This is a genomic window from Thiorhodovibrio litoralis (genome assembly GCF_033954455.1).
GTDB lineage: Bacteria > Pseudomonadota > Gammaproteobacteria > Chromatiales > Chromatiaceae > Thiorhodovibrio > Thiorhodovibrio litoralis.
Map to the genome: position 1 here is coordinate 4,696,034 of NZ_CP121473.1, position 12,304 is coordinate 4,708,337.

Genomic DNA, 12,304 nt, shown 5'->3' on the forward strand with positions numbered 1-12,304 from the left:
GACCCTGCTGAGCGCGGACAACAAGACCGGAATCGCCCATGGACATCACGCCCTACCTGAAACTGATGGTGCAAAAACACGCATCGGATCTCTTCTTTACCGCCGGGACTCAGGTCAAGATCAAGATCGACGGGGTGATCCAGTCGATTGGCGACACCGTCTTCGACACCAACATGTGCGCCGCGGCCATCCATTCCATCCTGACAAGAGAGCAGATTGAGTTTTTTGAGACCCACCGCGAGATCGACTTCGGTATCGGGCTGACCGGACAGGGGCGTTTTCGCGTCAATGCCTTCCACCAGCGCGGCACGCCGGCGATGGTCATCCGCTACCTGACCAGCAAGATCCCAACCATTGAGGAGCTTGGGCTGCCGGAGATTCTCAAACGCCTGATCCTGCATCGGCGCGGCATCATCCTGATGGTCGGCGCGACCGGCTCCGGCAAGTCGACCACCCTGGCCGCCATGATCGACCATCGCAACATATCGCGCCCCGGTCACATCCTGACCATCGAGGACCCGATCGAATATTTGCACGGGCACAAGAAATCCATCGTCAACCAGCGCGAGCTGGGCATCGACACCATGGATTACGCAACCGCGCTGAAAAGCGCGCTGCGCGAAGCCCCTGACGTGATCCTGATCGGCGAGATCCGCACTCGCGAAACCATGGAGGCCGCCATCGAGTTGTCCGGCACCGGCCACCTGGCAATCTCCACGCTGCACGCGAACAACGCCTACCAGACGATGGAGCGCATCATCAACATGTTCCCCAAGGAGATGCATCGGACACTGTTCATGGACCTGTCGCTGAACCTGCGCGCCATCATCTCCCAGCGCCTGGTGCGCACCGTGGAGGGCAAACGGGTGGCTGCGATCGAAATCCTGATGAACACACCGCACATCAGCGACCTGATCCGCGAAGGACGCGTGGACGAGATTCGCCAGGCCATGGCCGAGAGCAAGGAAGAAGGCATGACCACCTTCGACGATGCCCTGCTCAAGCTCTACCGCGACGGGCTCATCTCGCTGGAAGAATGCCTGGCCAATTCCGACTCGGCCGCGAATCTGGAGGCACGGATCAACTTTGGCTAGGGCCACCCGAACCCGTCGTTCGAAGGCGGCGCCCGAACACCTTATCCGCAGGACGGCGGGAGATCGAGAGCGTCAAGCTACTTACTGGGTAGCTGGAAGGATGCAGGTTCAGAGCAAGGTTGCCAGAGCTGCTAAGAACTCCTGGTTTTCTTCCGCAGTGCCGACGGTAACCCGCAGGCAGTCGTGCAGTTGCGGATGGGCGCCATCGAGCTTCTTGATCAGCACGCCGGCAGCCTTGAGCCCATCGAAAACGCGCCCAGCGGTGCCGCCCGCCACCCGCAGCAGGATGAAATTGGCCTCGCTTGGATAGACCACCAGTCCATTGATGTTGCCCTTGATGCTATCAAGCGCTGCGGCTAGGCGCTCGCGCTCGGCGCGAATTTCCCGGGTCTGGGCGTCGAACACCGTCGCATGGTTTAGGGCGAAAACAGCGCTGGCCTGGGTTAGCACATTGATGTTGTAGGGCAGCCGGGTCTTGTCGATCTCGCGAATCCATTCTGGCGGGCCGGCCAGGTAGCCGAGCCGCAACCCGGCCAGGCCCATTTTCGACACCGTGCGCAGCACCAGCAAATTGGGCCATTCGCCCAGACGCGACAGAAAGCTGTGGTCGGTGAAAGGCGCGTAAGCTTCATCGACCACCACCAGCCCCGGGCTGGCCTCGATGATGCGCGCGATGGCCTCGGCATCAAAGAGATTGCCGGTTGGGTTGTTTGGGTAAGCGATAAAGGTCACCGCCGGGCGGTGCGTCTCGATCGCTGCCAGCGCGGCGTCCAGATCAAGCGCGAAGTTGTCCGCGCGCAAGGGGACCCCGACATACTCGAGCCCGGCGAAGGTCGCGATCATGCGATACATCACAAAGCCCGGCTCGAACGACAGCACCGTGCGGCCAGGCGCGCCGAGGGCCAGCGCCAGCATCTGGATCAGCTCGTCGGAGCCGTTGCCCAGTACCAGCCCCATCTCGGGCGCGATGCCCATGGTCTCGCGCAGTGCCTGCTGCAGTTCACTCGCCTGCGGGTCTGGGTAGCGATTAAGCGCCTGCTCGCGCAGCGAGGCGAGCCAGGGGTCGCGCAGCTCCTCCGGCAGCGTGTAGGGGTTTTCCATGGCATCGAGCTTGATCAGGCCAGTGGCGTCCGGCACATGATAGGCGCTGAGCGCGCGGATCTCCGGGCGCACCCAAGTGTCGACAGCACGCGCGACTAGGCCTTCGTGCTCCGCTCCTGTCAGATTGTTCGCCAGGGTGTCAGACATGTGATCGGACTTGATCAGTCATCGCGCCCTCAGCGCCCGTCCCGGCGATACTCTGCCGAGCGCGCATGCGCCGTCAGCCCCTCGCCGCGGGCCAAGGTGCTGGCCGTATCGGCAAGACTGGCAGCACCCGCTGCCGAGGCCATGATGAGACTGGAGCGCTTCTGGAAGTCATAGACGCCCAGCGGCGATGAAAACCGTGCTGTGCGCGAAGTCGGCAGGACATGATTGGGCCCGGCGCAATAATCCCCCAAGGCCTCGGCCGTATAGCGCCCCATAAAGATGGCCCCGGCGTGGCGAATCTTGGCCGCCAGTGCCTGTGGATCAGCCACCGAGAGCTCCAGGTGCTCGGGCGCGATGCGGTTGGCAAGCGCTGCGGCTTCGTCCTCATCAGGTGCTAGAATCAGGGCGCCGCGGGTCTTGAGCGCCGTCGCGATGATGTCCTTGCGCTCCATGGTCGGCAGGAGCTGGTCGATGCAGGCGGCAACCCGGTCGAGATAGCCCGCATCCCAGGCGATCAGGATGGACTGGGCGTCCTCGTCATGTTCAGCCTGGGAGAAGAGGTCCATCGCGATCCAGTCCGGATCGGTCTCGCCATCGCACAGAATCAAAATCTCCGACGGCCCGGCCACCATGTCGATGCCGACCTGGCCGAAAACCGCGCGCTTCGCGGTGGCGACATAGATGTTGCCGGGACCGACAATCTTATCCACCGCCGGAATGGTCTCGGTCCCAAAAGCCAGCCCCGCGACCGCCTGAGCGCCGCCAATGGCAAAGACACGATCAACACCGGCGATGGCGGCAGCGGCCAGAACCAACTCGTTCAACTCACCCCGCGGCGTCGGCACCGTCATGATCAGTTCAGACACTCCGGCCACCTTGGCCGGCACCGCGTTCATCAGCACCGAAGAGGGATAAGCTGCCTTGCCACCCGGCACATAGAGCCCCACCCGATCGAGCGGTGTGACCTGCTGGCCGAGCCGGGTGCCATCGGCCTCGGTGAATTCCCAACTCTCAAGCCGCTGATGCTCGGCATAATAGCGAATCCGCCGCGCGGCCAGTTCGAGCGCCTCGCGCTGGGCGGCAGGAATCGCCGCCAACGCCTGCCGCAGTCGCTCCAACGGCAGCTCCAGCGCCGCGGCGCTCGCCGGCTGCCAGCCATCGAAGCGCGCGGTGTAGTCCATCAGCGCCGCATCTCCGCGCGCACGGACCTGCTCAATGATCTCCGCCACCCGCTCCTGGACAGCAGCATCCGACACAGAATCCCAGGCCAGCAGCGCGTCAAGCCGGGTATTGAAATCAGCGTCTTGCGTGGACAAGCGTTGGATATCAGCCATAAGAATCTGTTTGGTCAGAGTCAGCCATCGACAGCAGCGCGGATGTCATTCACCATCTGCATCACGCGCGCGTGCTTCATTTTCCAGGATGCCTTGTTGACGACCAGGCGCGAACTGATGTCGCAGATATGCTCGAGCGGGACCAGCCCGTTGGCCTTGAGCGTGTTGCCGCTCTCGACCAGATCGACGATCAGGTCGGACAGCCCCACCAGGGGCGCGAGCTCCATGGAACCATAAAGCTTGATGATCTCGACCTGCTTGCCCTGCGCGGCGAAATAGCGCTCGGCGCAGCGCACGTACTTGGTCGCGATGTGCAGCCGTCCTGGCCCGCGATGTACCGCATCCGGCTTGCCGGCGACCATCATGCGGCAGCGGGCGATGCGCAGATCAAGCGGCTCGTAGAGGCCATCGCCGCCATGCTCGAGCAACACGTCCTTGCCGGCGATGCCGATATCGGCGGCGCCGTATTCGACATAGGTCGGCACGTCGCTGGCGCGAATGATCACCAACTTGACCTCTGGCCTGTTGGTATCGAGGATCAGCTTGCGGCTGGTTTCGGGGTCGTCGCGCGGCTCCACGCCGGCGGCCGCCAGTAGCGGCAAGGACTGCTCGAAAATGCGCCCTTTCGACAGCGCGATGGTCAGTGGCTCACTCACGTTTCCCTGCTCGCTTCTTGCTGTTTTCTGCTCATTTCTTCGCTGGGGGCCATCGGTTGGCATTCCCTGCTATTTCCTGGCGATTACGCCGCCTCGGCGCTTTGCTGTCGCGTCGAGGACCGGCGCACCACGGCTCCCAGGGCAGATAATTTCTCCTCGATGTTATCGTAGCCCCGGTCGATATGGTAAATGCGGTCGATCAGGGTCTCGCCCTCGGCGACCAGCGCCGCCAGGACCAGGCTGGCGGAGGCGCGTAGATCGGTCGCCATCACTGGCGCGGCAGTCAGACGTTCGATGCCGCGACAGATTGCCAGATTGCCCTCGAGGCGGATATCCGCGCCCATGCGCTGCATCTCGAGCACGTGCATGAAGCGGTTCTCAAACACCGTCTCGGTCACGGTTCCGGTGCCCTCGGCAATGGCATTCAAGGCACAAAATTGCGCCTGCATGTCGGTCGGGAAAGCCGGATAGGGGGCGGTGTAGACATCGACCGCCCGCGGTCTACGCCCGCGCATATCGAGCTCGATCCAGTCCTCGCCGATTTCGATGCTGGCGCCCGCCTCGCGCAGCTTCGCAAGGACCGCGTCAAGCAGGTCGGCGCGCGTCGCGCGCACCCGGATATGGCCTCGGGTCATGGCTGCCGCGACCAGATAGGTGCCGGTCTCGATCCGGTCTGGTAACACAGCGTAGTCGGTGCCGCTAAGATGTTCGACCCCATCGATTACCAGGGTACCGCTGCCGGCGCCACTGATACGCGCACCCATGCGGTTAAGGAAGTTCGCCAGATCGACCACCTCGGGCTCGCGCGCAGCATTCTCGAGCACCGTTTGTCCGTCGGCCAGGGCCGCGGCCATCATCAGGTTCTCGGTACCCGTGACAGTCACCTGATCCATGATGAAACGGGCACCGCGCAAACGCCCGGCCCGGGCAAGTACATAGCCGTTGCGCACCTCGATCTCCGCACCCATGGCACGCAGCCCGTCGATGTGCAGATTGACCGGGCGTGAACCGATCGCGCAGCCTCCCGGCAGGGACACCTCGGCCTCGCCGAAACGCGCCAACAGCGGCCCTAAAACCAAAATCGACGCACGCATGGTCTTGACCAGATCATAGGGCGCGGCGAACACATCGACCTGACTGGCGTCGGCCTGAATACACATACGCTCATCCACGGTCAGGCGCACGCCCATGCGGCCCAGCAGCTCCATGGTGGTGGTGATGTCGCGCAGATGCGGCACATTCGACAGCTGGCACGGCGTTTCGGCCAGCAGGGTGGCGGCGAGAATCGGCAGCGCGGCGTTCTTCGCGCCGGCGGCACGAACCTCGCCCGTCAGAGCCTGTCCGCCGGTAATAAGAAGTCTATCCATCTGTTGTTATTCCGCGCCATCACCTGAGCGCAACATCTTTAAGGGTAAATTCCAAGTGCCATTTCCAATTGCCGATGCCAATTGCCAATTCCAATTAGGGATTTAGGGCCCCGCTTTGGCTTTTTCGGGCACGGCTTCAGCAAGTCCAAGCAACTCGCCCAGATTCGAGAATCGCGCGATCCGCACCATGGACTCCGGCCAGTGATTGATTTGCATCTGGCTTCCAACCGCGCGCGCACGCGCGAGCCAATCGAGCATCAGAGCCAAAGCCGCGCTGCTCGGCGCCGTCACGCCCGACAAATCAAGCACGATGTCGGCTGCTTGAGTTTGCGACTTTTCGCGTTGGCTCGGGAAAATACGCGCCGATTCGCGCGCGAGCTCGGCAACTGAGTGCAGATCCAATTCTCCCTCAACGCGAAAGTGCCCCCCACCCATCTCGATCAATTGCGCCATCGTTGTCTCCAGAATGCTTAAGAGCCCGAATGGCTCTTGGCGCGCAATTCCTGAATCAGTCCGTCAATGCCGTCGCGTCCAATAATGGAGCGGAACTGGTTGCGATAGTTGGAGATCAAGCTGACGTTGTCGATGACCACGTCATAGACCTTCCAGCTCCCTTGCCGATCGTGCAGGCGATAATCAATTGGAATGGCCGAAGAGCCTGGCGCACGCACCTGCGTCGGCACGATAACCGTGCCATCGCGCGTGCCGGGTTTGGCGGGCTGATAGACGATTTCCTCCCCCGAGTATTTCAGCAACGCCGTTGCATAGGTACGCACCAGCACCTCACGGAACGCATCGACCAAGGCCTTGCGTTGTGCCGGCGTTGCTTGACGCCAGTCACGTCCGACGGTCGACTGGGTGATGAGCTCGAAATCAAAGTGCGGCGCCACCACGCGACCGACCAACTCGTAGATCAGCTGCGGGCGGCGATCGACCTCCGCCCGCTGCGCCTCAAGCGTCGAGAGCATTTTTTCCGCGGTGTTGCGCACCAGATCGGTCGCCGAACCCTGCGCCAGGGATGTCCCGACCGCCACCAGCATCAGTAGCGCACTGAGCGCGAATAATTTAATCGTCTTCATACCCTTAATTCCTCTGAATTCAACGCCAACTCTGGCGCGGCTGGGATGAGATTGACGGAATTTGCACTAATCCACACCCTCTTCGGCCTTGCTCAGCAAAAAGCGCCCAATCATCTGTTCGAGTACCAGAGCGGACTGGGTATGTTCGATCAGATCTCCGTCGACCAGAAAATCCATGCTGCCCCCAGGGTCGAGTCCGACATATTTCTCACCCAGCAGGCCCGCCGTAAAGATATTGGCGAAGGTGTCAGTGGGAATTTCATCGAACGGCTCCTCAATCAGCATGGTGACCACGGCCTTGAAACGCTGCTGATCGTAGGTGATGGACTCCACCCGCCCGACACGCACACCTGCCATGCTCACTGGCGCACGTACCTTCAGGCTGCCAACGTTATCGAAGTAGGCGGTAATGCGATAGCCGTCACCACCGGTGAGCTGGCTCAAATTGCTCACGTGCATCGCGAGGAAGAAGAGCGCAATCAGACCCACAACCATGAAGGCACCCACAGCGATCTCGAGCGTGCGCATTTTGATCATTCTTCAGTCTCCGAACATCAAAGCCGTGAGCATAAAATCCAGCCCCAGCACCGCCAGCGAGGCATTCACCACGGTACGGGTGGTCGAGCGGCTGATTCCGCTTGCCGTAGGGACCGCGTCATAGCCCTGAAAGAGCGCGATCCAGGTCACGACAAAACCAAACACCAGGCTCTTGATGACTCCGTTGAGAACATCCTCGTTAAAGTCGATTTTCGCCTGCATCTGACTCCAGAACGCCCCCGAGTCCACTCCAAGCAGCCCTACGCCGACGAAATAGCCACCCATCACCCCAACGGCGCTGAACAAAGCGGCGAGCAGCGGCATGGACAGAAACCCGCCGAGCAGTCGCGGGCTAAGGACGCGTTTGACCGGATCGACAGCCATCATCTCCAACCCCGAAAGCTGCTCTGTGGTCTTCATCAGGCCAATTTCAGCGGTGAGCGCCGACCCTGCCCGGCCGGCAACCAACAGCGCCGCAACAACGGGGCCGAGTTCGCGCACCAGCGAGGCCGCCACCATGACGCCGAGGCTCTCCGCGGCTCCGAACTGCGACAGCACGTAATAGCCCTGCAGCCCGAGCACCATGCCGACAAAAAGCCCGGACACGACGACGATCAGCACCGAGAGCACGCCGATGGAATAGAGCTGCATCAGGGTCAGCCTTGGGCGCATCAACAGGCCCGGGAAACCTTTGAGCATCCCCAGCAGCAGCAAGTGCGCACGCCCAAAGCTGGCGACAATATCAAGCACACCACGCCCCAAGGATGCCAGTGCGTCGACAGGTGCTCTAATCATTGTGTCGTGCTGCCCAGAGATGCGTCGCCCAGCAATGCGTCGCCCAGAAATGTGTCTTCCAGGTCTAGCGCTGGGTAATGAAAATGCACTGGTCCATCCGGCAGACCGTCGACAAACTGTCGCACCCAGGGCGAGGACTCGCGCGCGATCTCATCCGGCGTTCCCTGGCACACCAAGCGCCCATTCGCGATCAGATAGGCATAGTCAACGATACTCAGGGTTTCGCGCACATCGTGCGAAACCACCAGGCTGGTCATGGCGCTGGCGTCGTTGAGCTGGCGGATCAGAGTCACGAGCACCCCCATAGAAATGGGGTCCTGACCAGTGAAAGGCTCATCGTACATAATGATCATCGGGTCGAGTGCCACCGCCCGCGCCAGCGCGACCCGTCGCGCCATGCCGCCGGAAAGCGCGTTAGGCATCAGCTGCGCGGCACCGCGCAGCCCGACAGCCTCAAGCTTCATCAGCACCAGGCGCCGGAGCACGGACTCTGGCAAGCGGTAATGCTCGCGCAGCGGATAGGCAACATTTTCGAACACCGTCAGGTCCGTCAAGAGCGCGCCGCTCTGAAACATCATGCCCATGCGTTTTCGCAGCTCGAACAACTCCGAGCGACTCAGCCCGCCGATGTCCTGACCGTCGATTTCGATGGTACCGGCATCCGGCCGCAGCAGTCCGCCGATCAGCTTGAGCAGCGTGGTTTTTCCGGCACCGCTTGGCCCCATGATGGCCGTGACCTTGCCACGCTCAATATCGAGGTCGAGTCGGTCGAAAATCACCTGCTGGTCGCGGCGAAAACTCAAGTCACGCACACGCACAATGGGGCGCGTAGCGGGCTGCGCGAAACCCTTTGCCTGACCGTTCGCTGCCGCGAGTTCTTGCTCATGACTCCCAGACGGGGCGGACGGGCCAGACGGATTCGGCCCAGACGGCTCGGCAGCGGCCGGCGCTGTTTTCATGTTCCGCCCCAGCGGACCGCTTGGGGAATCAGAGTCGGCGTCTTGCACAAGGATTCGGATACTCGCGTAGCGGAAAAGTGGAGTCTTAACCCAGAATACAAACAAGACTCACACTCAAAATGGGATTTTCGCTGGGATGTGGATATTGGAGCAAAACCACACAGACCAGAACTGATGGCGCTGACCGCCATGCTCGCAGGCTCAAGCAAGGCGAGCACTTGCGGCGAAGATGAGTAACGGCCCTGAAAAAAAGATCATTGTCTGGACTTGGCGCTGTCACGTCAAGCAGATGACGCCCGCAGCGCCAGTGACTATCATTACAGACAGTAACAACCAGGCCTCGGGCTTCAGACAAGATAAAGCCGAACTCATGGCGCCTGTTTTAGCGTAATGGACCCAAACAGCCGCCCCCTAGCAGCTCCGAAGACAGGAGACCTAAGCTGATGCAAGACGCAATCGCAAGGGCCAAGGCCGTCCGCGTCGTGATTTTCGATGTCGATGGGGTATTGACCGACGGCAGCCTTTTCATTGGCGACGATGGCCAGGAGTACAAGGCTTTTCACGCCCGCGACGGTCACGGGATGGCCATGCTTCAGCAAACAGGCGTAAGTCTGGCAGTGATTACCGGACGACAGTCCCAAGTGGTGCGACTGCGCATGGAAAGCCTCGGTATCCGCCACATCTATCAAGGGCGGCGCGACAAGTTACCCGCGTATGCCGAGCTCAAGGAACGACTGCGGCTTGAGGACAATGCTTTCGCCTACGTCGGCGACGATGTCGTCGACGTGCCGATTCTCTCGCGGGTCGGGCTCGGCATCGCGGTGGCTGATGCGCATCCGCTGGTGAAAGCACATTGTCACTGGCAAACGGAAAAGGGCGGGGGGCATGGCGCCGCACGAGAGGTGTGCGAATTCATCATGCGCGCTCAAGACACACTCGATCCGATGCTTGCACGCTACCTCCCGCCCCCGCCCCCTCAGGCCGTCTAGGCAACAGCCAGCTGACCACTGATGCTCGCCCATCGCCGCCAACGTTTGCTCGCCTTCGCGGTTGTGCTGCTCGGTTTGCTCGGCGGCTGGTTTGCGCAGCGCACGCGACAGACGGTTGAACCCCCAGACGCGTATCAGAGCGGACAGCCGGATTACATCGTCGATGGTCTTCGCGCGATTGAGCTGAATATCTCCGGACAGCCTGCCCGCCGACTCAACGCCAAGCAGTTGCGTCACTATCCGGAGGACGACAGCACCGAACTCGACCAGCCGCGCATGATCCTGTACAACGACCAGGCGCCACCTTGGCGGATCAGTTCGGACTCTGGTTGGGTTTCGGCCGGGAGCGAGCGCATCCTGCTGAGCGGCGCTGTGCGCGCACAACGCGCAGCCACCTCTGAGACGGATGCCATGGCCTTCGCGACCAGCGAAATCGAGCTTTTTCCAGACGATCGGCTGGCAGAAACTGATCGCTTCGTCGAGCTTGAGCGCGGCCCGGACCGCCTGACAGCTATTGACGGCATGCGCTTCTGGTACAGTGAGCCCATGCACGGCAAGTTTTTCGGGCGGGTGCGCGCAAGAATCGCGACGGACAAGAAATGACCCGCCGAGGCCAGACACTTCGAGGCCAGACACTTCGAGGCCAGACACGCCCAGCCCAATAGCGAAACGCAATTGCGAACGCCAAGTTTGAAAAACAGGCCTATTCCCGCCCCTCACCCAGACAATGCAATCACCGAACCCGGACCCTTCCTGCCATGCGACCCGACAATAATCCAGCTTTCAGACTGTCTCTGATTCTGTTTTGTCTCAATGTACTGACTGTCGCACCGGCGTTCGCACTCGACAGCGATCAGGGCCAGCCGTTGTTCATTGAGGCCGATGCCGTGGAACTCGACGAACAGACCTCCCAAAGCCGCTACATCGGCAGTGTCGAGGTGCAACAGGGGAGCATGCGGATTCTTGCCGACGAGGTTCAGGTCGAACACCGTCAGGATCGCCAGCCGCGCACCATCGTCGCCGTGGGCAACCCGGCGAAATATCGCCAAATGACAGAAGGCGAAACCGAGCCCGTTCTCGGACGCGCCCAGCGGATGGAATACAATGCCGACCGTGACGAGCTCACCTTGATTGACCGCGCGGTACTGACCCAAGGGCAGGATCGCTTCGCCAGCGATCGTATCGTCTACAACCGCAAGACCGAGCGCGTTACCGCCGGCACCAGCGCGCAGGGGCGCGAGCGGGTCAAGATCACCATCACACCAGAAGAGGAATGACCACCGCCTCCCCCGCCAAGTCGGCTGCTGGCTCCAGCTCCCGCCCCCGCTCCGCTCACCTGGCCCTGCAGGCCGAGGGTCTGGCCAAGAGTTATCGTCGGCGCCGGGTCGTTGATGGCGTCAACATCAGCGTCAGCGCTGGCGAGGTGGTGGGACTGCTCGGCCCCAATGGTGCCGGCAAGACAACCAGCTTTTACATGATCGTCGGCCTGGTGGCCGCAGATGGCGGGCGCATCCTGCTCGCCGGCGAGGACGTCAGCCTCGCACCCATGCATGCCCGCGCCCGGCGCGGCCTGAGCTACCTGGCCCAGGAGCCCTCGGTATTTCGCAAGCTGAGCGCCACCGACAACCTGATGGCCGTGCTCGAGACCCGCCCGGAACTCGACGAGCGCCAGCGCCGGCAGCTGTGCGAGGCGCTGCTCGACGAGCTCGGCATCGCGCATATCGCCGAATCCATGGCGCTGAGTCTGTCCGGCGGCGAGCGCCGACGGCTCGAAATCGCCCGCGCCCTGGCGGTCGAGCCGAAGATCATGCTGCTTGACGAACCCTTCGCCGGTGTCGACCCCATCGCCGTGGTCGATATCAAGAAGATCATTACTCATCTGCGCGAGCGCGGCATCGGGGTGCTGGTGACCGACCATAATGTCCGCGAGACGCTCGACATCTGCGATCGCGCATACATCATCAGCGACGGCCAAGTCATCGCCGAGGGCGCGCCCTCCGAGTTGCTTGCCAACACCCAGGTTCGCACGGTTTACCTCGGAGAGCATTTCCGCCTGTAAGCCGACGCTGTTGCGCTGCTAACGTTTCCCACGAACACATTCGCCCCCAGGCCACCACGGTCGTGGCGCTGACAAAAGCCGATCGCGCTCCCCAGCTTGCGTCGAGGCGGAAAAGATCAGCTACAATCAAGAATGCCTATGCAAGTTTCATTCGCTGCGAGAACCCTTCTCTTCATGCCTGATCACG

General features: G+C 61.7%; 14 protein-coding genes. 5 read left to right on the plus strand and 9 right to left on the minus strand.

Going from position 1 to position 12,304, the window contains the following annotated elements; translation table 11 throughout:
• Positions 1 to 38 precede the first annotated feature (38 nt).
• Positions 39 to 1,094, plus strand: coding sequence for a PilT/PilU family type 4a pilus ATPase (locus Thiosp_RS21400; RefSeq protein ID WP_201062985.1), 1,056 nt, complete (start codon positions 39 to 41; stop codon positions 1,092 to 1,094).
• Positions 1,095 to 1,202: 108 nt separating this feature from the next.
• On the opposite strand, the gene hisC is transcribed toward Thiosp_RS21400, so the two are convergent.
• From hisC to Thiosp_RS21445, 9 genes are all read right to left on the minus strand, one after another.
• The gene (gene hisC / locus Thiosp_RS21405) at positions 1,203 to 2,342 is read right to left on the minus strand and encodes a histidinol-phosphate transaminase (protein ID WP_201062984.1); all 1,140 of its coding nucleotides are present in this window, start codon (positions 2,340 to 2,342) and stop codon (positions 1,203 to 1,205) included.
• Between the two features lie 29 nt (positions 2,343 to 2,371).
• Complete coding sequence (hisD, locus tag Thiosp_RS21410; protein WP_201062983.1) at positions 2,372 to 3,676, minus strand: histidinol dehydrogenase; 1,305 nt, start codon at positions 3,674 to 3,676, stop codon at positions 2,372 to 2,374.
• A 20-nt stretch (positions 3,677 to 3,696) separates the two neighbouring features.
• Positions 3,697 to 4,332: an ATP phosphoribosyltransferase gene (gene hisG / locus Thiosp_RS21415; RefSeq protein ID WP_201062982.1), complete on the minus strand. Its 636-nt coding sequence runs from the start codon at positions 4,330 to 4,332 to the stop codon at positions 3,697 to 3,699.
• 83 nt (positions 4,333 to 4,415) lie between these two features.
• Complete coding sequence (murA, locus tag Thiosp_RS21420; protein ID WP_201062981.1) at positions 4,416 to 5,699, minus strand: UDP-N-acetylglucosamine 1-carboxyvinyltransferase; 1,284 nt, start codon at positions 5,697 to 5,699, stop codon at positions 4,416 to 4,418.
• 102 nt (positions 5,700 to 5,801) lie between these two features.
• Positions 5,802 to 6,152 carry an STAS domain-containing protein gene (locus tag Thiosp_RS21425; RefSeq protein ID WP_201062980.1) on the minus strand — a complete coding sequence of 117 codons (351 nt, stop codon included), beginning with the start codon at positions 6,150 to 6,152 and terminating at the stop codon, positions 5,802 to 5,804.
• Positions 6,153 to 6,169: 17 nt separating this feature from the next.
• Positions 6,170 to 6,778: an MlaC/ttg2D family ABC transporter substrate-binding protein gene (locus tag Thiosp_RS21430; RefSeq protein ID WP_201062979.1), complete on the minus strand. Its 609-nt coding sequence runs from the start codon at positions 6,776 to 6,778 to the stop codon at positions 6,170 to 6,172.
• Positions 6,779 to 6,844: 66 nt separating this feature from the next.
• Positions 6,845 to 7,315 (minus strand): outer membrane lipid asymmetry maintenance protein MlaD, encoded by a 471-nt coding sequence (gene mlaD, locus Thiosp_RS21435; protein ID WP_201062978.1) that lies wholly within the window; start codon positions 7,313 to 7,315, stop codon positions 6,845 to 6,847.
• Between the two features lie 3 nt (positions 7,316 to 7,318).
• Positions 7,319 to 8,110 carry a lipid asymmetry maintenance ABC transporter permease subunit MlaE gene (mlaE, locus tag Thiosp_RS21440; protein WP_201062977.1) on the minus strand — a complete coding sequence of 264 codons (792 nt, stop codon included), beginning with the start codon at positions 8,108 to 8,110 and terminating at the stop codon, positions 7,319 to 7,321.
• On the minus strand, positions 8,107 to 9,069 hold the full coding sequence (locus tag Thiosp_RS21445) for an ABC transporter ATP-binding protein (protein ID WP_201062976.1): 963 nt from the start codon (positions 9,067 to 9,069) through the stop codon (positions 8,107 to 8,109). The genes mlaE and Thiosp_RS21445 overlap by 4 nt, the downstream gene beginning before the upstream one ends.
• A gap of 443 nt (positions 9,070 to 9,512) precedes the next feature.
• Between Thiosp_RS21445 and kdsC the strand changes: the two genes are divergently transcribed.
• From kdsC to lptB, 4 genes are all read left to right on the plus strand, one after another.
• Positions 9,513 to 10,058 carry a 3-deoxy-manno-octulosonate-8-phosphatase KdsC gene (kdsC, locus tag Thiosp_RS21450; protein ID WP_201062975.1) on the plus strand — a complete coding sequence of 182 codons (546 nt, stop codon included), beginning with the start codon at positions 9,513 to 9,515 and terminating at the stop codon, positions 10,056 to 10,058.
• A 21-nt stretch (positions 10,059 to 10,079) separates the two neighbouring features.
• Positions 10,080 to 10,661, plus strand: a complete 582-nt coding sequence (gene lptC, locus Thiosp_RS21455; RefSeq protein ID WP_201062974.1) for an LPS export ABC transporter periplasmic protein LptC — start codon at positions 10,080 to 10,082, stop codon at positions 10,659 to 10,661.
• Positions 10,662 to 10,816: 155 nt separating this feature from the next.
• Positions 10,817 to 11,335, plus strand: coding sequence for a lipopolysaccharide transport periplasmic protein LptA (gene lptA, locus Thiosp_RS21460; RefSeq protein ID WP_201062973.1), 519 nt, complete (start codon positions 10,817 to 10,819; stop codon positions 11,333 to 11,335).
• The gene (lptB, locus tag Thiosp_RS21465) at positions 11,332 to 12,117 is read left to right on the plus strand and encodes an LPS export ABC transporter ATP-binding protein (protein WP_242518158.1); all 786 of its coding nucleotides are present in this window, start codon (positions 11,332 to 11,334) and stop codon (positions 12,115 to 12,117) included. The genes lptA and lptB overlap by 4 nt, the downstream gene beginning before the upstream one ends.
• Positions 12,118 to 12,304 lie beyond the last annotated feature (187 nt).